The organism is Sphingorhabdus contaminans, from assembly GCF_007280415.1.
GTDB classification, from domain to species: domain Bacteria; phylum Pseudomonadota; class Alphaproteobacteria; order Sphingomonadales; family Sphingomonadaceae; genus Sphingorhabdus_B; species Sphingorhabdus_B contaminans.
This window is the reverse complement of record NZ_VKKU01000002.1, coordinates 499,302-518,276: the sequence shown is the minus strand read 5'-3', so window position 1 is coordinate 518,276 and position 18,975 is coordinate 499,302. Positions and strand designations below refer to the sequence as shown.

19 protein-coding genes are annotated in these 18,975 nt (G+C 57.8%); 4 read left to right on the top strand and 15 right to left on the bottom strand.

Annotated features, from left to right (window positions below):
- Positions 1 to 5: 5 nt before the first annotated feature.
- Both FOM92_RS10790 and FOM92_RS10785 read left to right on the top strand, forming a co-directional pair.
- Positions 6 to 980 carry a quinone oxidoreductase family protein gene (locus tag FOM92_RS10790; protein ID WP_143776877.1) on the top strand — a complete coding sequence of 325 codons (975 nt, stop codon included), beginning with the start codon at positions 6 to 8 and terminating at the stop codon, positions 978 to 980.
- Positions 977 to 1,441 carry a YybH family protein gene (locus FOM92_RS10785; protein WP_143776876.1) on the top strand — a complete coding sequence of 155 codons (465 nt, stop codon included), beginning with the start codon at positions 977 to 979 and terminating at the stop codon, positions 1,439 to 1,441. Before FOM92_RS10790 ends, FOM92_RS10785 begins: the two co-directional genes overlap by 4 nt.
- A 22-nt stretch (positions 1,442 to 1,463) precedes the next feature.
- Here the strand turns inward: FOM92_RS10785 and FOM92_RS10780 are convergent, their stop codons facing one another.
- The 9 genes from FOM92_RS10780 to FOM92_RS10740 are packed head-to-tail and all read right to left on the bottom strand — an operon-like array spanning position 1,464 to position 10,080.
- Positions 1,464 to 2,369, bottom strand: coding sequence for a VOC family protein (locus tag FOM92_RS10780; RefSeq protein ID WP_143776875.1), 906 nt, complete (start codon positions 2,367 to 2,369; stop codon positions 1,464 to 1,466).
- Positions 2,366 to 3,118 carry an enoyl-CoA hydratase/isomerase family protein gene (locus FOM92_RS10775; protein ID WP_143776874.1) on the bottom strand — a complete coding sequence of 251 codons (753 nt, stop codon included), beginning with the start codon at positions 3,116 to 3,118 and terminating at the stop codon, positions 2,366 to 2,368. Before FOM92_RS10775 ends, FOM92_RS10780 begins: the two co-directional genes overlap by 4 nt.
- Positions 3,115 to 3,981, bottom strand: a complete 867-nt coding sequence (locus tag FOM92_RS10770; RefSeq protein WP_143776873.1) for a polysaccharide deacetylase family protein — start codon at positions 3,979 to 3,981, stop codon at positions 3,115 to 3,117. Before FOM92_RS10770 ends, FOM92_RS10775 begins: the two co-directional genes overlap by 4 nt.
- On the bottom strand, positions 3,981 to 4,778 hold the full coding sequence (locus tag FOM92_RS10765) for an SDR family NAD(P)-dependent oxidoreductase (RefSeq protein WP_143776872.1): 798 nt from the start codon (positions 4,776 to 4,778) through the stop codon (positions 3,981 to 3,983). The genes FOM92_RS10770 and FOM92_RS10765 overlap by 1 nt, the downstream gene beginning before the upstream one ends.
- Positions 4,778 to 5,083, bottom strand: a complete 306-nt coding sequence (locus tag FOM92_RS10760) for an REDY-like protein HapK (protein WP_143776871.1) — start codon at positions 5,081 to 5,083, stop codon at positions 4,778 to 4,780. Before FOM92_RS10760 ends, FOM92_RS10765 begins: the two co-directional genes overlap by 1 nt.
- An 11-nt stretch (positions 5,084 to 5,094) precedes the next feature.
- Positions 5,095 to 6,282 carry an amidase gene (locus tag FOM92_RS10755; RefSeq protein WP_170226863.1) on the bottom strand — a complete coding sequence of 396 codons (1,188 nt, stop codon included), beginning with the start codon at positions 6,280 to 6,282 and terminating at the stop codon, positions 5,095 to 5,097.
- Positions 6,279 to 7,646 (bottom strand): phenylacetate--CoA ligase family protein, encoded by a 1,368-nt coding sequence (locus tag FOM92_RS10750; RefSeq protein ID WP_143776869.1) that lies wholly within the window; start codon positions 7,644 to 7,646, stop codon positions 6,279 to 6,281. The genes FOM92_RS10755 and FOM92_RS10750 overlap by 4 nt, the downstream gene beginning before the upstream one ends.
- A complete protein-coding gene (locus tag FOM92_RS10745; RefSeq protein ID WP_143776868.1) occupies positions 7,643 to 8,866 on the bottom strand; it encodes an MmgE/PrpD family protein in 1,224 nt (407 codons plus the stop codon). Before FOM92_RS10745 ends, FOM92_RS10750 begins: the two co-directional genes overlap by 4 nt.
- A complete protein-coding gene (locus tag FOM92_RS10740; RefSeq protein ID WP_143776867.1) occupies positions 8,863 to 10,080 on the bottom strand; it encodes an MmgE/PrpD family protein in 1,218 nt (405 codons plus the stop codon). Before FOM92_RS10740 ends, FOM92_RS10745 begins: the two co-directional genes overlap by 4 nt.
- Positions 10,081 to 10,112: 32 nt before the next feature.
- Between FOM92_RS10740 and FOM92_RS10735 the strand changes: the two genes are divergently transcribed.
- Positions 10,113 to 10,838: a GntR family transcriptional regulator gene (locus tag FOM92_RS10735; RefSeq protein ID WP_246087260.1), complete on the top strand. Its 726-nt coding sequence runs from the start codon at positions 10,113 to 10,115 to the stop codon at positions 10,836 to 10,838.
- 4 nt (positions 10,839 to 10,842) lie between these two features.
- On the opposite strand, the gene FOM92_RS10730 is transcribed toward FOM92_RS10735, so the two are convergent.
- Genes FOM92_RS10730 through FOM92_RS10705 form a run of 6 tightly spaced genes read right to left on the bottom strand, consistent with a single transcriptional unit; the run spans position 10,843 to position 16,353 of the window.
- Positions 10,843 to 11,925, bottom strand: a complete 1,083-nt coding sequence (locus FOM92_RS10730; protein ID WP_143776866.1) for a CaiB/BaiF CoA transferase family protein — start codon at positions 11,923 to 11,925, stop codon at positions 10,843 to 10,845.
- A 1-nt stretch (position 11,926) separates the two neighbouring features.
- Positions 11,927 to 13,120 carry a CaiB/BaiF CoA transferase family protein gene (locus FOM92_RS10725; protein ID WP_143776865.1) on the bottom strand — a complete coding sequence of 398 codons (1,194 nt, stop codon included), beginning with the start codon at positions 13,118 to 13,120 and terminating at the stop codon, positions 11,927 to 11,929.
- On the bottom strand, positions 13,117 to 14,292 hold the full coding sequence (locus FOM92_RS10720) for an acyl-CoA dehydrogenase family protein (RefSeq protein WP_143776864.1): 1,176 nt from the start codon (positions 14,290 to 14,292) through the stop codon (positions 13,117 to 13,119). The genes FOM92_RS10725 and FOM92_RS10720 overlap by 4 nt, the downstream gene beginning before the upstream one ends.
- 12 nt (positions 14,293 to 14,304) lie before the next feature.
- On the bottom strand, positions 14,305 to 14,814 hold the full coding sequence (locus tag FOM92_RS10715; protein ID WP_143776863.1) for a MaoC family dehydratase: 510 nt from the start codon (positions 14,812 to 14,814) through the stop codon (positions 14,305 to 14,307).
- The gene (locus FOM92_RS10710) at positions 14,807 to 15,625 is read right to left on the bottom strand and encodes an HpcH/HpaI aldolase/citrate lyase family protein (RefSeq protein WP_143776862.1); all 819 of its coding nucleotides are present in this window, start codon (positions 15,623 to 15,625) and stop codon (positions 14,807 to 14,809) included. Before FOM92_RS10710 ends, FOM92_RS10715 begins: the two co-directional genes overlap by 8 nt.
- A 47-nt stretch (positions 15,626 to 15,672) precedes the next feature.
- Entirely contained in the window at positions 15,673 to 16,353 is a 681-nt protein-coding gene (locus tag FOM92_RS10705; RefSeq protein WP_143776861.1) for a hypothetical protein, read from the bottom strand.
- 114 nt (positions 16,354 to 16,467) lie between these two features.
- Between FOM92_RS10705 and FOM92_RS10700 the strand changes: the two genes are divergently transcribed.
- Positions 16,468 to 18,957 carry a TonB-dependent receptor gene (locus FOM92_RS10700; RefSeq protein ID WP_143776860.1) on the top strand — a complete coding sequence of 830 codons (2,490 nt, stop codon included), beginning with the start codon at positions 16,468 to 16,470 and terminating at the stop codon, positions 18,955 to 18,957.
- The last annotated feature ends 18 nt before the right edge of the window (positions 18,958 to 18,975 follow it).

The following is an 18,975-nucleotide window of genomic DNA, read 5'->3' as shown; positions in this document are numbered from 1 at the left end:
GGAACATGACTCTTACCGCGCAAATAACCGAAAATGGCGGACCTGAAGTTATCGAGTGGATCGACATCGATCTGCCCGCGCCCGGCCCCGGCGAGGTACGGATGCGCAATCATGCGGTTGGCCTCAACTTTATCGACACATATCATCGGCGCGGAATCTATCCCATTGCGCTCCCTTCCGGACTGGGTCTTGAAGCGGCTGGTGTTGTCGAAGCTGTGGGAGAAGGGGTGAGCCATTTGCGCGAGGGAGATCGTGTTTGCTGCTTCGGTCCCACCATGGGCGCCTATTCCGAAGCGCGGAATGTTTCGGCCGCCTCGTTGTTTGCGACGCCTGCCGATATCAGTGACGAACTTGCCGCGGCGGCTTTGCTAAAGGCCTGCACAACCGAATTTCTTGTGGAGCGATGCGCCAAGGTTCAGGCGGGATGGCCAGTGCTGGTCCATGCCGCAGCCGGCGGCGTCGGACTGCTTCTGGTGCAATGGCTCAAACATATCGGCGCCACCGTAATCGGAACGGTCAGCACAGCAGAAAAAGCAGATGCAGCCCGTGCGGCAGGCGCGGACCATGTCATTCTCTACACACAAGAACAGGTCGCCCCGAAGGTGCGCGAAATAACGGCAGGCAAAGGTGTACGCGTCACATTTGACGGCGTTGGCATGTCCACATGGGAGGCCTCGCTCGACAGCACCGGTCGACGTGGATTGGTGGTCAATTATGGCAATGCCGACGCGCCGGTTGGGGGCGTGAATCTCGGCATCCTCGCCCAGAAGGGGTCGCTGTTCAATACGCGACCGACGCTGTTCGACTATTATGCCGAGGCCGAAGAACGCACGGCCGGTGCCGATCGGGTCTGGGACTTGCTGCGGCGCGAAATCCTGACTGTGACGATCGGACAGCGCTATGCATTGAAAGATGCCGCGCAGGCCCATATCGATCTTGAAGGCAGGAAAACCACCGGATCGACGGTGTTGATGCCATGATGAAATACGCCCTTACCCTTGTTGTGGCGCTACTGATCGCCGCGCCGTCACCCGCCAAGGACCAAAAGGCCGAACTGGCTGCCGCAGGCGATAACTGGAACAGTCTGTACGCCGCAGGGAACTGGCCCGCTTTGCGGAAACTTTATGCCGATGATGCATGGCTGATGAGCGACAAGGCACCTGCCGCCAAGGGTGCGGACGCTATCATCGCCTATCTGCGCCGTTATCGCGATATGGGCGCGAAAGTCACCTTCCGGTTCGAGCCCGAAGATATCCGCGTGGATGGCAAGCTTGGCACCGTTGTCGCGAAATACTGGATGCGGGCACAGATTCCGGGGCGGCCCGAAATCTATTCCGCTGGCCGCAGCCTCCTTATCTATCGGCTGATAGACGGGCGGTGGAAATTGTGGCGGGACATGGATAACACGACGCCGGACGTGACCGCGGAACGACCCGGCTAGGCCTTAAAATCATTTGGCCCGACTATCGCCCGATTTCGACCAGTTCGAGCAATTCGCCCGCAACACCGTGAACCGTCGCCGACCGTCGTCCGCCATAGAGCGGACCCGCCAGGCTCTGCGGCGGGGCAATCCACGCCAGATCAAGATCATCAAGATTGTCGACCGCCACGGTCACAAGCGCATTTCCTGGGGGCAGGCAGCCGGCGTCGGCCACACGATGACGGGTTTGCGGGGGATAGTCGTCAATCTCGACAATTGGCAGGCGGCCCTTCTGGACCATCGTCAACGATGACATCGTATCGGCAGGCAATCCAAAGGCATTGTTGATCATCGAATAGGCGATTGTGTAGCTGTCGCCAACGTCAAGGCCGAGCCGGTCGCGGTACCAGGCCACGGTGGCTTCCCGGTCTGGCGTGGCCAGTATAACGATGAAAATATGATCCATCGGCGATTGGGCGAAGGGCAGATCGGTGGACGGCGTGTTCGAACGTGTCTCGTTAAAATAGAGCATTTCCTTACCGCGACCATGGACCTGCATCGCAACGAAATACGGCAGGCCCGGAATCTCCTTGGGTGGGCCGATGATGTCGAAACCGCTCCCTTCCAGCTTTGCCGGCCAACCAAATACATCCTGAACCGTGATCTCATAGGATGCCCAGCCAAATGTGGTGGTGGGAACAAATTGTGGAGGAAGCGGCTGTTCCACAAGCCGGAGAAAGCAATGTGCACCGCTGGTCGGTTGCAAAACCGCCATCGGCTTGCCAGCCAGTCCTGCAATCCCCCAGCTGCTGGCAAGTTCGTCCGGCACAACTGTGGTTTCAACAAGGCGGAAGCCAAGGCGCTGGTGATAATCACGAAGCGCTGCCTGCAAATCGGGTGTCGCGACAACACCGCCCATGATGCGGCCATGCGTCAGGTAACTGCTCATCGGAATCGTGGCTTTCTCTTTTCGACAAAAGCACTTGTACCTTCATGAAAATCGGCACCGGTGAAGGCATCGGCAAAGACGTGCAGTGTGGCCGCATCGTCTTCAACCTGACCGTCAAGAATGCGCCGGACGAAATGCTTGATCTGCCGTGTGCTGTGCGCCGATTTGGCGGCGATGGTTTCAGCAAGGGGATCGCTGATTTCGGCGATTTCCTCAATCAGTCCGATCCGCAATGCCTCGTCAGCGGACAATAATTGCGCGCTGAACAACATGCGCTTTGCCTGTCCCGGACCCACCAGATCGACCAGCAGCTTGGTATCGTGCAGCGGATAGACCAGCCCAAGATTGGACGGGGTAATCCCGAAACGCGAACGGGAGGTAGCAACGCGAATGTCGCACGCAAGCGCCAGTCCGCATCCGCCACCGACGCAATCCCCGTCGACAAAGGCGATTGCCGGCTTTGGAAACCTGGCGAGATCATATTGTGCCTTGTTGATTGCCGCCTGGTTTGCGGCGCGCCAGTCCGGATTTTCCTTGTTGGCCATCAATTCGGAGATGTCCGCCCCGGAGCAGAAAATCCCCCGCTGCGCCGACTGCAGGGTCAGCACCCGGATTTCCTTATCCTGTGCGGCTTCGTCCAGAAGCAGGGGGATCTGGGTCCACATTGCCTGCGTAAAGGCATTGCGCTTGTCGGCCCGGTCCACCAGCAGACGGCCAATCGCGCCACTGCGTTCAAGCCTGAGGCTCATGCGGGGTGCGCCTGTGCAAAGTGATCTGCGATTGCCTTGCGTGTTGTGATCCAGACGCCGTCAAATTTGCGCACATGTTTGAAGAATTCTTCAAGTGCCCATATGCGGCCAGGCCGCCCGATAATGCGCAGGTGAAGGCCAAGGCTCATCATTTTTGGACTGCCTTCTTCCCCTTCGCGATAGACCTGGTCGAAATTCCGCTTGGCATAGGCCAGCCACTGTTCGGGCGTCATGGCCGGATCGGTCCACATCTTCATGTCATTATTGTCGAGTTGATAGGGCACGATCACCATTGGCCTGTCGGGCACGGTATCCCGGTCCCAAAAGGGCACGTCGCCGGAATAATCATCCATATGGTAGGAAAAACCTTCTTCAATAAGCAGGCGGCGCGTGTTGTCGGTCAACATATAGCGCGAAAGCCAGCCATAGGGCCGGACTCCGCAGGTCTTTTCTATGGACGAGACGGCCTTGCGGATAAACTCGCGCTCCTGTTCCTCGTTCAACTTGAACTGGTGGATCCAGCGCCAGCCATGGCTGACAGGTTCATGCCCCAGATCGACGATCGCACGCGCAATCTCGGGATGGTTTTCAAGGCTGAGTGCGGCAACTGTCCAGCTCGTCATGATATCATATTCGCGCAGCAGCTTGACAACACGGGGGGCACCCGCCTTGATCCCGTAAAGATAGTTGCTCTCATTGGCGTAGTTGCGGATCGGGGCCTTGATGAAGATTCCCAGTTCATCGACCGGCTCCATCCCCTTGTCGCCGCGTGCAATGGTCTGTTCGCTGCCTTCCTCCACATTAACGACAACAGAAAGCGCCATTTTTGCGCCATCGGGCCAGTCGATGCGTTCCTCTTGCATCAGTGCATTTCCTCCCCGCCCGACACGTTAATGGCTTCGCCTGTAACATAAAAGGCGTCATCCGACGCCAACCAGGCGCAGGCCGCTGCGGTGTCCGAAGGCAGGCCGGGCCGGCCCATCGGATTTTTTGCCGCCATATTCTTCAGATAGGCCTCCACGGTATCGAATCCGAGCAATTTGGAGAAATACTCATTCTGTTGAGCGCCCAGCCCCGTGGTCACATGATTGGGGCAAACTGCATTCACCGTTATGCCATGCGCCCCCAGTTCCACCGCGGATGCGCGTGTCAGGCCGACCATGCCATGTTTTGAAGATACATAAGCGGGCAGATGGGGAAAGCCGGTCTTCGCGGCCTGCGATGCAATGTTGATGATCCGCCCGCCTTTCCCGGCCGCAATCATCGCCTTTGCCGCCGCCTGTGTGCAGTAAAAGGCCCCCGACAGGTTGACCGCGATAACCGTTGCCCAGTCCTTCGGGTCTACCTCCAGCATTGGTTTCATCATGAAGCCGATGCCGGCATTGTTGACGAAAATGTCAGCCGACCCCATTGCGGCAACCGTATTTTCGACCAGGGCATTGCATTGCGCCGGATCGGAGACGTCGCAAGCTATCGTCGCCACCTTTGCCCCGCGGGCGCGTAACTCCTCGGCTACGGCTTCCGCTTCGGCATCTATGGCAATGTCCGAAACCACGCAATTGGCACCCTCGTCGACGAAGCGCTGCAATATCCCTTGCCCCAGCCCTTTCTGCTTTCCGGAGCCTGTGACGACGATCGTTTTGCCTACGAAACGTGCCATTACAAATCCTCGGTCAGGATGAATGCCGGATTGTCCGTAAACTCGCCAAAGGCGGCGGCGACTTTCTGGAATTCGGGATCGGACACATCGGCCACGAAACCGTCCATCCCATGAATGTCTATGACCTCGATATAGTCATAGGGCGGTTTCGCATCGGAACCAAACAGGCCGGTTGCCCGGTGTACCGTGAAATTCTTGACCGAAGCCAATGCGTTCACACCCGGTATATCGGTGCCCCGCGCCCAGTTTTCATAGGCTTCGGCGCTGGCCCCTTCTTTCAGATTAAACAGGCAGATGATGCGCATAGTCTCTCTCCTTAGCGATGAAAAAAATGGGAAGGTGGCCGGTAGGCCGAAAGCGCATGGTCAAGCGCACGTGCCAGCCGGAACAGCCCGGCTTCATGGCCTGCCTTGCCGATCAACTGGACCCCGACCGGCAGTCCGTCCGCGCTCCAGCCCGCCGGCACGCTGATGGATGGCAGCCCTGCAATATTGGCAAGGCAGGTAAAGTCGGCCTGATTGGCCGGTGCCTTTTGGTCATGCGGAAACGCCGTCTGCGGTGCTGTTGGCAGCACGATTGCGGAATATGTTTCCAGGGCATCGGACAGCGCCGCCTTTGTCTCGTCCATGACGTGGGCGTCTTCGGCAAGATCGTCCGCTGTGCGTTTTGGGCCGTAGCTAATCAGTTTTGCCAATTGCTCGGAAATGTCCTCTGGTCCCGCCTGTCCCAGATGCCCTGCAAGAAAACGCGCGGCCGCAATAAAGCCTGCGAAACGGATGCGGGTCGGTAAATGCGGCAAGTTGACCGATCCGCGTGCGCCAATCGCTCGGACAGCCGCTCCATAGGCCGTCAGTACCGCAGGCTCGCAGGCAACATGGCCCAAGTCCGATAATGTCGCGACAGGCCCTTCGCCATCTTCCTCGCCAAAGCGCGATATAATGCGTGCAACACGTTCCAGCGTTTCCAGATCGCGCGCCATGGGGCCTATCGTATCCAGCGAAGGTGCCGTCATTTCCAGACCATCCTGCGAGACCGCATCAAAGGCAGGTTTGAACCCAAATATGCCACAATAAGCCGCCGGGATGCGGATCGAGCCCATGGTGTCGGTCCCCAGCGCCGCATCGCAAAGTCCCGCCGCGACCGCAGCCCCGCTGCCGCCGGATGACCCGCCTGCGGTAAAGTTCAGGCGATGCGGATTTTGAACGGCACCAAACCATGGATTGTCGGTTTTCGCCCCCAGCGCCGCTTCTTCCATATTGAGGCTGCCGATTATCGCAGCCCCGGCCTGACGCAACTGGGCAACAACTACGGCGTCACGTTCCGCAATGCGGTTTCGAAAAAGGGCCATCCCGCCCGTCCAAGGCAGACCTTTCGTGGCGATATTGGCCTTTATGCCGATTGTCAGATCGGCCAGCGGCCCTGTGCCGCCAACCGCCGCCCGGTCAAAATCCGTGAAGGCGTTCAGTGGTGCGTTGGCGCGTTCAAGGGCGTCAAAATCGATCACACGCCCCTCTTGTCGATAAGGCGGATCGGCTTCTGCCGGACATCGATCTGCGTCAGCGCCGCTGTTTCGCCGGGTGCGCATAGTTCAACCAGCACCTCGACGCCAAGGCCGCGGCGTAGCATGTCGGCCAGTAAGTCCTTGTCGGTTCCGCCCCGGCTTTCGATCAGGACGGTCATGTCGTCACGCTGGCTGGCCGGATCACGATCGACAGTGCAAACATATTCCCCCGTCAGGTCCGCCCTGTTTTCGATTAGGGCGCCGATGGCGTGCGGAAACAGGTTAATCCCGCGTAGCTTGACCATATTGTCGCTGCGCCCTTTGAACCCTGCGATCCGTTTGAAGGCGATCTCGCCGCTTCCACCCAGTTCATATGTGATGTCATGGGTGTTGAAACGAATGCAGGGCGCGATTTCATCCTTGTAGAGGCAGGTAACTACCATGTCGCCGGTTTCCCCTTGTGCGACCGGCTTGCCGCTATCGACATCCAGCAGTTCAAGATATTGGGCATCTTCCCAGACATATAGGCCGTTGCGGTCCGGACCTTCGCCCGCGATGCTTCCGGTATCGCCGACCCCATACCAGTCATAGGCCTTTGCCCCGTGCCAGGCCGCTTCGGTCGAGGCACGATCTTCCGTACCAAGATGGCCTATGATCATGCGCAGCTTTATCCGGTCGAACAGGCCCTCGGCTTCCGCTACTTCTGCAAGCTTGCGGATATAGTCGACAAAACCGACCATCACGGTGACGCCGAAATCGGCCATCAAATTGACCTGGTTGACCGACCGGGTTTCTATTCCGGTTCCTGCGGACAGAAAAATCGAATTGGTAAAATGGGTCACCGCCTCGCGGATATAATGCCCGCCATTGATCATCCCGTGCCCGTAAACCGAATGGACAACGTCATCGGGCGACAGTCCTAACCAGCGGTACATGCGGCCGACCAGCAGATTGCCGACCTCCCGTCCCTTGGGACCGAACAGAAGCGTTTGCGGCCGTCCCGTCGTTCCCGACGTGGTGTGGAGAATTGCAGGCGGCCGGTCATTGCCGCCCAGTCCTGCAAAATCGCCATAGGGGGGATGGTCGGCAATGGAGGCCATCAGATCCGATTTGTCGTAAACCGGAAGCTTTGTGATATCCTCCAGCCCCTGAATGTCGCCCGGTTCAATACCTTGCGCGCCCCATAGCCGACGGTAAAATCCGATTTCCCAGCCACGCTGCACCAGTTTGCGAAATTGCCTGTCCTGCATGGCATGCAGTTCGTCGCGCGAAATGTTCCGGTAACGTGCGGTAAAGGCGTCGCCGACGGGATAATCCGTGAGCAACTGTTTGATATCAAGGGCTTCGAAATAAGTCGGAAAGCTCATCTGGGGTCCGTTATGTAGGAGAGTGGGTCATTAAAAAGGCGGGCATCACACGCGCCGGCAAGCGTGCGGCATAAAGCATATTTTGCTGCATATTGGTCAGGCGACATTGGCGCATCCGGGCTGCCGAGATTGGCGCCGATCTGCTGTTCAATTGTGCGCCCGTCATTCAAGGTAACGACCAGCCGTTGCGGCGAAAGCGCATTGCCGTCGGGATTGCCGTCCAGATGCACCGCCACTTTTTCAGCGAGCACAGGGATTGTTTCGGTGCACCGCGGATCGATGTGCCCGTCCCGCAGCATGAGCGGGGCAAGAAAGGCAAGGCACAAGCGGTTATAGCTCATTGCCGCGCCGGACCTATAAGGTCTGCCAACCAGTCTGTGGATTAGCGGCGGTGCAAACAGTTCGATCGCTGCCACGGCTTCAATCGTGACGGCACCGTCTCTGCGCAGTGTCTGCAATGCGCCGAGGGCGCCATGGCTTGCGCGGCCCGAAGGAAAGGGTTTGATACTTACTTCTCTAATGCGCCAAACCTTGCCGAGGTCGGCGGTATAGCGTGCAAGATCGAGTGGCTCCAGCAGCGCCGCATAGCCAAATGGTCCCTCCAGTGCGTCATGCGGGCCATCGAGCCCCGCCTTCACAAGGTCGACGGCCTGTATCGCTGCCTGCGCCGCGCGCCCGATCTGCAAGGGCAGGGCGATGGATGCCTCAACATGCGCTTGCATCGTACCACCTGCAAAGCTGTAGGCGAGGCCCAGAACATCGTCGAACTGTGCGCGAGGCAGGCGTTCAAGCCGGGCGACCGCCAGCGCTGCGCCGATAACGCCAGCCGTCGCCGGGCGAAAAAACTTCATCGGCCCTGTTGCGGAAAGTCCAAGGCCGCTGGCGACATCGACACCCACCGCAAGTGCGGTCAGAAATGCCTCCGGATCGCTTCCGCCATTCCGTTCGGCGGTGGCCAAAAGCGCTGCGGTCACCACCGACAGCGCATGTACGACGGCCGGTTCGTGAACGGCATCCCATTCCAGACAATGCACCGCAAAACCCTTTGCAAATGACGGGTCGACCCCGGCCTTTTGAAGGTGCGCGGCTTCGGGAGATGCAGCGCCAGCGGCCATTACCGCCAGTGTATCGGTCAGCAGACGCAGCGTGTCAGCGCGCACCAGCGATGTCAGGACATGCGGCGCGGCGGCGAAATTGAGAATGGCCGTGCTGTGTTTCATGCCAGCCACCTATCCAGCATTTTGCCAATAGCACCGCCATCATTTCCGGTCAGCGCGAGTTCTGTGGCACGATCTGCTTCACCCGTGTCGAGGCCGCCCCAATCTGCCAGCATGCGCATTTTCGAAATAATGTCGCTCTCACTAACGGGACGCTCGGGATCGCCGCGTGTGTCGACCAGTTCCATCCCGTTCAGACGCGCGCCGAAATGCGCAGGGTAGCGCGCCGAAATTTCGGGCGCTTCCTTGACCGTTACCTGCGCCCGCAATGGCGCAAGATCCGCAATCGCATCCGGCGTAAAATCGGCAGGGGCCGCATTTCGCCCGGCGGCAATGACGGCGACGGCATGCTGCAACGAAAATTTGGCGGCCTGTTCGCTGGCCGGGTCGGGCTTATCGCAAAAGGCTATGGCGTCGGCATAGGTTTCGACGTGGAAGGGTGGGTGCAGCTTCCCCACCGCGCGTAGTTCAAGGGCGCAGTCGATCACGGGATGTGCATGCCGACATGCGGCCCACGGTTTGAAACTGACTTCGTGAATGCGCCACTGCTCGGTCAGGACCATGGGATTTGGGTCACGGCAGGTGGCGGCATATAGCCCCTGTGGGCCTTCCAGAATGAATCGGGGACCCCGTAAGCCTCTCAATGCAACACCGGCTGCATCGCTGCCGCCCGCGATGGCGCGTGCGATATGGAATTGCTTTGCGTCGTCATTTTCGTGTCGGGTCTGCCACAGTCCGCCTGTAGTTGTTCCGGCAAAGGTAAGCGCCTGGGTGAGTGTGTTCGTATCCAAAGGCCCTGCATCCGCCATAAAGGCCGCCGCCGCCCCGAAAACCCCTGCCGTGCAGGTTGGATGCCAGTACGCATAATGATGGTTGTCGAAAGTCGCGCCGACAGAAATCATCGCTTCATAGCCGATTATAGCGGCATTCAACACGTCATCCATATCGGCGTCAGAAAGGGCCGCCGGCCAGATTACCGGCCCCGGATGCAGCCGCCCTTCACGGTGGACATCATCCATTTCCAGGACATTTCCCAGCCAGTCTTCACTTCCATGATAGGCCCGCAGGCTCATCGAACGAAATCTGCTCCCCCGCGCACCAGCCACACAGGCAAGCCAGTCGAGCAGATGCAATCGTGCCTTGTGCCGCGTTGCTGCATCAATCGGGCGCATCAAATGCTTGGCGAGTTGCTCAATCAGGCTTATGGAAACGCTCATGCGGGCGCTCCCGCAAATTTGGGAGAAGCGAATTGGCCCGTATACCGCGGTACAAGGAACTGGCTGAGGAATTGCGTGCCGAAATTCTGGCCGGTGAATATTCCGAAGACAGCTTTCCAACAGAAAGCGACCTGTGCAAACGCTATGGTGTCTCGCGCTTTACTGTGCGCGAGGCGCTTCGGGCGTTGCAGTCCGAAGGACTGATCGCGCGTAAACGGGGTTCGGGAACCATCATCCAGCCGGCCGTTGCGCGCGGCGGTGCGTTGCACCAGCCATTGTCCAACGTGGGCGAAATCCAGCAATATGCGCGCGACACCCAGGCAAAGTTCGAACGAATGGGCGAGGCCCCTTTGCCAAAGGCGATTGCGGAACAGGCGGGTATCGTCGCCGGTGGTCGCTGGACCCGCTTTAAAGGATTGCGGACCAGCGGCGGATCGAGCCAGCCGATCGCGACAACCGAGGCCTATGTCCACGAAAGTCTTGCGGAAGCCGCCAGAAAAGTGGCGCCGGGCGAAGAGACTATCTTCCGGCAACTGGAGCGGCTGGCCGGTATCCGGATTGCGGTTGTGACCCAGGATATTCAGGCTGTCGCAGCCAGCAGCGAAGTCGCCAAACGCCTGGGCGTTCCCAAAAGGTCGCCCTGTTTGCTGATCGTGCGCTGTTACAAGGATGCCGATGGAAACATCCTCGAAATTTCGGCTAACCATCATCCCGGCGACCGGTTCGCCTATTCGATGCATATCGAGGTTGACGGCTGATCTGCTAGCCATCGCTATTCAGTTCCGGGGCCGGTGCGGGATGCCATGTCTCCGACGCGAAACGGATGGCGGGCGCAATATGGTGGGCGCCATCATGCTCGATCCATAATCCGCGCTCGGCAATATGGGGTTCGTCAAGCGCTTCGCGGAAATTGAGTACCGGGGCGAAAGCGACATCCTTGTCGGCGAACCAGTCCACCCATTGGTCTCTGCTCTTCGTTGCAAAAACACCCTGCAAATAGGCGATTAATTCCTGCTGTTCCCCAGCCTCCCGGCTGGCATGCGCAATCAGATCCGGACGGCCCAGCGCGCCCAGCAGATTTTCAGCGAACTTGATTTCGCGTCCACCCAAAACAACATGCTTGCCATCGCTTGTCCTGTAGACCTGATAAAAACCGGCACCTCCAAGCGAACGTTGATGCGATGAAACCGGCGATGGCCCGCCCATGATGGCGCTGCCTGCGATATGGGCGCACCAGGGCAGCAGACTGTCGAACATCGCGCAGTCAATGTAGTCACCCTTACCGCTTGTCTGGCGCCCGATCAGCGCCATCAACGTGGCCGACAGCGCGGTCAGCCCTGCTGCCATGTCAGCCGAGGGCGTTCCCGGCACGACCGGGGTTCCATCCGCACCATCGTTGACCGAAAGAAAGCCGGCAAGCGCCTGTGTTGCCATGTCATGCGCAGGGTGATGGGCCATGGCACCGTGCTGGCCGAATGCGGAAATCGAACAATAGACGATGCGGGGATAACGCGCCGAAACGCTTTCATAATCGAAGCCCAGTCGCTGCATCACACCTGGCCGGAAACCTTCGACAAAAACATCGGCGCTCGCGATCAAATCCCAGAGTCGCGCTTTGCCTGCCTCGCTTTTCAGATCCAGAACAATGCTTTTCTTGCCCCGGTTAAGATTACGGAACCAGACCGATTGCCCTGCTTCGAACGGCGCCTGTTCCCGGGCGGGGTCGCCTGCTTGGGTTTCGATCTTGATGACCTCCGCGCCTTGGTCGGCCATCATCATTGTCATCATCGGGCCGGGCAGAAATACGCTCAGGTCAATAACCTTGATGCCCGACAGCTTGCCCATATCAGATCACTCCGGCCTGCCGCATGTCGGCGATGACATCCAGATCATATCCCAGCTCTTGCAGGATGGCCGTGCTGTCCGCACCGAGCAAAGGAGCCGCGCGTGACGGCAGCCGCTCGCCATCAATCCGGATAGGACTGGAAAGAACCTTTATTTCCGGACGGTCCGGATGGGATACATTCTGCTTCATGCCGATGGTATCGAGCCACGGATTGTCAAGCGCTTGGTCAAGCTCGTAAACAGGCGCCACGGGCACCAATCCTTCCAGTAAAGCCTGCCAGTGCGCCATGGGTTGCTGGCCAAAAATGGAGTCCAAAATGTCCGTAAGTTTGGCCCGGTTTGCCAGCCGCGCCTTGGGACTTGCAAAACGGTCGTCGGCGATGAGTTCGGGATGCCCGATCCGTTCGCACAAAATCGGCCAGAATTTCGGAATCTGCGCCATAACAAACATCCAGCCGTCCGCCGCCTTGAACATCTGGCTTGGCGTGGCCGAGGGATGTGCCGATCGGGGCGTCCGCTCGGTCACGTCATTTTCGTTCATATACCAAAGCGCCGGATAGGTGAGCTGATGAACCGCGCTGGACATCAAGTCGACATCGACATCGCAACCCACGCCGGTGCGTTGCGCATCAAGGAGCGCGGCGAGCAGGCCGACGGCCATTTGCGTGCCGGTCATGAAATCGACCATCGACAGACCCATACGGGCTGGGGGACCGTCGGGCTCCCCCGTCAGCGCGCAAAATCCGGCTTCGGCCTGCATCAGATAATCATATCCCGGCCATTTTGCCCGGGCATTGTCCCGTCCATAGGCCGACGCGTGCGCGCAGACGATTGCGGGATTGGTTTCCTTCAACGCATCATAGGTCAAGCCGACTTTGGCAGGCACATCGCCGCGAAGATTATTGGCGACCGCGTGCGCATTTTTGGCAAGTTTGTGCAAAACCTCCTGACCCTGATCCGTCGCGAGATCGAGCGTCAGAGACCGCTTGTTCAGGTTGAATGTCTGAAAATACAGACTTTCGCCTTCGCGCAGGAAATGGGGGCCTACACCGCGCGCCGTGTCGCCGCCCTTGGGCGGTTCGATCTTGATGACGTCTGCCCCCATTTGCGCCAGGAACAAGGTGCCGTACGGACCCGCGCCATATTGCTCGGCGCTGATGATCCGGAATCCCTGCAGGGGTAGTCGAACACTCACGCCGGATTCCGTTTCACCCACTGTTTTGAAATGATGATGCGCTGCATTTCATTGGTGCCTTCCCCTATGCACATCAGCATGGAGTCGCGATAGTAGCGTTCGATATCATATTCTTTCGAATAGCTATATCCGCCATAAATGCGCATGGCTTCCTGGCTGTTTGCGACCGCGCTTTCCGAAGCGAAATATTTGGCCATTCCCGCCTCCATGTCGCACCGTTCGCCACGGTCATAGGCCTTGGCAGCTTCGATGGTGAGCAAGCGGGAAGCCTGCGCCCGGGTGACCATCTCGCCAATCTTTAACTGGATAGCCTGATGCTCGGAAATCGGCTTACCCATTGTCTGGCGCAGTTGGGCATATTCGGTTGCAAGGCGTAGCGAGCCTTCAGCCAGACCGACACCGCGCGCCGCGACATTGATCCGCCCGAGTTCCAATCCGCCCGTTGCCTGAAAGAAACCCTGTCCTTCCACACCACCGATCAGGTTTTCAGCCGGGATGCGATAGTCTTCCAGAACCAGTTCCGCGCTGTCGATGGATTTGTATCCCAATTTGTCGAACTTCTTCCCGACGGACATGCCCTCCATCTTGGGCGCGATGAAGAAGCTCATGCCTTTATAGCGGGGCTCCGCTTTGGGGTCGGTCTTGGCGATCAGCGCAAAACAGCTGCCGTTAACCGAATTGGATATCCAGGTTTTCGTGCCGTTGAGGACGTAATGATCCCCGTCCCGGACGGCGACGGTTCGGATGGCCTGCAGGTCTGTTCCGGCATTGGGTTCGGTCAGCGCAAGGCCGCCGCGAATTTCACCGCTCGCAAATTTGGGAAGCCATTTTGCCTTTTGGTCAGGGGTTCCAAAGCGTTCAACGGCGCAGGCCATGATGAGGTGCGAGTTGAAAATGCCGGTCAGTGCCATCCAGTAGGAACTGATCATCATGACAATCTTGGCATAGGTCTGCGCAGGCAGGCCAAGGCCGCCATATTCGGTGCCTATGGTGGCGCCGAACAAGCCCATTTCGGCCATTTGCTGCACCAGTTCTTCTGGCCAGATGTCATTATGGTCGTGATGCAAGACGACCGGCTTGACCTCTTTGTCGATCCATTTCTGGATACCATCGAGAAGCGCGGCTTCCTCGTAAGGGTCAAGAGCCGGGCGGGCGGTACTGGGTTCGGCCATCGGTTCGCGTCCTTATGATTCCATCGGGCCGAAGCCCTTTTTCCAGATGAGCATGACCCGGGTAAAGTCACACACGACCTCGCCCCTCTGGTTCTTTCCGCGGGTGGCGATCGTCACAATGCCTTGCTGCGGCCGTTTTTCGCTCTCCCGCTTTTCAAGGACTTCGGATTCCGAGTAAAGGGTGTCGCCAACAAAAACGGGCTTCAGCAGGCGGATTTCCTTCCAGCCCAAATTCGCCACCGCCTTCTGGCTGACGTCGGATACGCTTTGGCCGGTCATGATCGCGACTGTCAGCGGGGAGGCGACAAGGCATTTGCCAAATTCGGTTTGCTTTGCGAACTCGACATCGAAATGCGACGGATGTTGGTTCATCGTCAGCAGGGTGAACCAAGTGTTGTCGGCCTCGGTAATGGTCCTGCCGGGACGATGCTCGTAAATGTCGCCTACATGAAATTCTTCAAAATAGCGGCCATAGGTTTCCCGGTACCGTTGCGGGCCTACTTCGATAACTCCATCACGCATCCAGTTTATCCTTCAACTTTAATATTTGACGATATCGCTCCATCACTGGGGTCTCCAGCATCTTTCCTTTGAATCGCACCGCTGCGCCATTGGCGGCGGCGAAAGCAGCCTCGGCCTCTTCGGCTTCGGCAATTTCTTCTGCCGTGGGACGGAACACCGAATGGATCGGCCCGATCTGGGCAGGATGGATCGCAGCCTTGGCATGAAACCCGAGCGCCTTTGCCCGCTGCGATTCGGCAATCAGACCAGCTTCGTCGTCCATATGGATAAAGGGGACGTCGACAACCTGTTTGCCGGCACACGCTGCCGCCATCACCAGCCGGCTGCGGGCAAGAAACAGGGGTTCCCAGCTCAACGATACGCCCAGTTGCGCCGACAGATCACCGCCCCCCAGCATGAGAGCAACAACGCCCGGCTCGGCCGCGATGGCTCCAGCATTTTCCAATCCGGCCACTGTTTCGATAAGCGGTACAAAATGTACGGATGTGTCCGCCAACGCAGATCGGGCAATGGCGATTTCGGCCGGCGACTCAACCATGGGTATGAACAGCAGTCCGGGACGCTGGGCACCTTCGGCAAGCGCCAGTATGTCGGCCAGTCCGGCCCGTGTCGACAAGGCGTTTATGCGAATGGCAAAACGCGGACTATCCGCCGAAGCCGCCAGAGCGGCATTGCGCGCGCTTTCCTTTTCTGCCGCCGGAACCGCATCCTCAAGGTCTATGCATACACAATCAGCACCGCTTGCCAGAGCTTTGGCAAAACGTTCGGGTCGGTTGCCCGGGACGAACAGCATGGATTGAAACGAAATCATGTCTTCCCTAAATTTGTCCGGACAACTTTAGTCAAGCGGTTTTTGAATCACGATGGCTTAACGACGCCTAGCCACGCAGTGGCCAACAGCAACAGATAAACACACCAAACCCAGATCCTTGTTCGGTTCATTGTCTTCAGCAAAGGCAGTTCTGTCTGGTCGTTTGAGCCTTCGGCCAGCAAGGTAGCCAATTGTCCCCCGACCGGTTTGAAGGCGACATCAATCATGATGGCGGCGGCGAAGATCAGACCGAACATCAATGCCTTTGCGGCCAGCCACCCGACAGCGATCGGATGCGCTGTAAGCAAGGATTCAAGCCCAAGAAACAGATATCCGGCGCACAGAAAATAGCGCAGCCAACCCTCCCATTTTCTGTTTAGGCTTGCTCTCGGAGTCATGTCATGCGCGTGCGCGTCAAAGATCAGCCACAACCAGATGGCGGCAATCACCCAGGCAAAAATCACTATCAAAATTGGCAAGTCCCACCAGCCACCGGCATAGGAAAGCGAGAGCGATATCGGGACCATAAGTGCCCAGGCAGTGCGCGGTACGAGGTCCACGAGAACGAGCAACTTTAACAAAACTATCCGCTGGTCGAGAGAATAAATGTTTCGCTTCCGAAAGTGCTGGCCAAGGATGAAAACGCCGACATCGGCCCCCAGCCATAAGACGAAGAGCAACAGGTGCGCAAAAATCAGTGTCGGGTAAGCATAATCCAAGAGCGTCATTTTAAATCTCCCATCCACCTCTTGACAGAAAGCTTTATTCCATCAAAGTTGTCCGGACAAATTATAAATTGCAGGGATGAACAAGCCAATCTTTGTTCTGGAGGAGATACAAGCATGATTCGTCGTTCTATATTTGCGTCCACAGCCATCGCGGTTGTCATGTCGGCTACCCCGGCCTTCGCCCAGACCAGCGAAGCGGAAGAACAGTCCGGTATCGACGAAATCATCGTTACCGCACAGCGCCGCAGCGAAAGCGTGCAGGATGTGCCGATTGCCATCACGGCATTTTCTTCGGAACAATTGGAAGCGCAGGGGATCAGCAACACGCTGGAACTGACGCAATATGTGCCGAACCTGTTTGCGATGAACAACACAGGCCTTGGGTCCGCAAACGGCTATTATCTGCGCGGTTTGGGGAATACCGAATCGATTGCGACATTTGATCCTGCTGTCGGAACCTATGTCGATGACATTTATCTGTCGCGGCAGAATGCCAATAACCTGTCCTTCTTTGATGTCGAACGGGTGGAAGTGTTGCGTGGGCCGCAAGGAACCTTATTCGGCCGCAACACCACAGGTGGTGCCATAAGCGTCATCATGCGCGATCCCGGGACCGAAGTGGGCGGGTTTGCCGAAATTGGTTATGGCCGGTACGACCGGCGGCTGGTTCGCGCGTCCATCGACTTGCCGATAGCGGACAGCTTCCTCGTAAAGATTAGCGGATTCTTGCAGAATGACGATGGCTATGTCCGGAATGTCATGCGCGGGCAGGATATCAACGACGATGATGGCGGCGGTTTCCGCCTTGGATTCAAGATCGGCGGGGATAGCAAGCTGACATGGCGCGGTTCTGCCGCCTATATTGTAAGCAATGCCGAAAATATCCTGAACTTTGAATGCAATCCGTTAAACCCCACCGACTGCAAAGGCCGGTTTGCAACGACCGGTCTGGCAGATGCGAAGACGGTCAATCCGTCCCCTTATGCGCCGCTGGTCATCAAAGGTCCCAAGGGAAATTTCGGCCATGGCAACAGGACCGAAACCACCATCGCCACGTCGAACCTCGGCTTGGAACTGGGTGAAAATACGTCACTCAATTTCATTACCGGTGTAGTCGACCTGACCCAGAAATTCGCGGTCGACTTTTTCGACGGCCGCGGTGGTCCGAGCATCTCGACCCCGTTCCCGGCGGTACGTGGTTATACCCGTGGCGGTTTTGTTATTCTGAACGATGGCAGCCATCGTCAGTTTACCCAGGAACTGAAACTGTCGGGCTCCGTCGGCAGCGGTGCGCTCGATTATGTTGGCGGCATCTTCTATATCAACGAACGCAATACGACCGATTTTGCGGATATATTTTCGCTCTCGCCTGCTGCAGCCTTGTTGCTGGCCGACCGCACTATCCGGAATAAAACCGAAGCCTGGGCCGGTTATCTGCAACTGGACTACAATATCAGCGACCAGCTTAAGCTGACCGCCGGTATCCGTTATACGGACGAAGAAAAGACGTTCAACATTGCCGACAACCGCCCGTCCTGTAACGATGGTAGTATTGAGGCGACCTGCCTCAACAACATCAATCTGGTCATCAATCCCCCCATCGTGCCTGCAGCGGTCACGATTCCCGAGACACAGCGGACAAAGCTTTGGACGCCGCGATTCGCGCTCAACTACAAGCCCAGCGATGATATGCTGCTGTTCGTATCAGCGACACGCGGATTCAAATCGGGTGGCTGGAATGCGCGCGGAACGGCCACGAATGAGCTGCTTCCTTTCGGTCCGGAAAAGGTCTGGAGTTATGAGGCAGGGATCAAGTCCGACCTGTTTGATCGCAAGGTCCGTGCAAACCTGACGCTATTTTATCAGGATACAACGGATCTTCAGACGCCGTCCGCCTTTATTCGCGCAAATGGCAGCCTCGCATTCATCACCCGCAATTTTGCCGACTATGAAAATAAGGGAGCCGAACTGGAGCTTACCTGGGAACCGGTCGACAATCTGCGGCTGTTCCTGAACGGTGGTTATCAGGACGACAAATATAAGATTGACCGCAATGCACCGGCGGTCGATGCCTTTGGCGTTCGTAGCGTCGCCGCCCAGCAGGCACTTTGCCTGGCCGAACTTGCGGCCGGTCGCATCGCCGGTGGTCCGAGCACCACAAACTGCGGTGCGGGCATAGTTGCGCCGGATGGCTCCATCGCCGAACCCGTGCGTACGCCCGACTGGACCTTCGCCTTGGGAGCCAGCTACAAGTTGGATCTGGGGGCAAGTGGTTGGTCGCTGACACCGTCTGTCAACGCGAGCTATGCTTCGGAAAGTGAAGTCGGAACCAGCAATGTCACCATACGTACCGGAAGCGTTACGGGAACCAACGGAACCTTCCCGGCCAATTTGACTTCGGGTGACTTCATCGCTGGCTCTTATAGCGCGGCGCACTGGCTGGTGAATGCCGGCCTGACGCTGAAAGCACCGGAGGATGCGATGTCCTTTTCGGTCGAATGTTCAAACTGCTTCAACGAGTCATTCGTCCAGAATGCTCTGTCCAACTATTCCTATCTGAACCGTCCAATGGAATGGATGATCCGGGCACGTTATAACTTCTGACCACATACCAACCAGGGC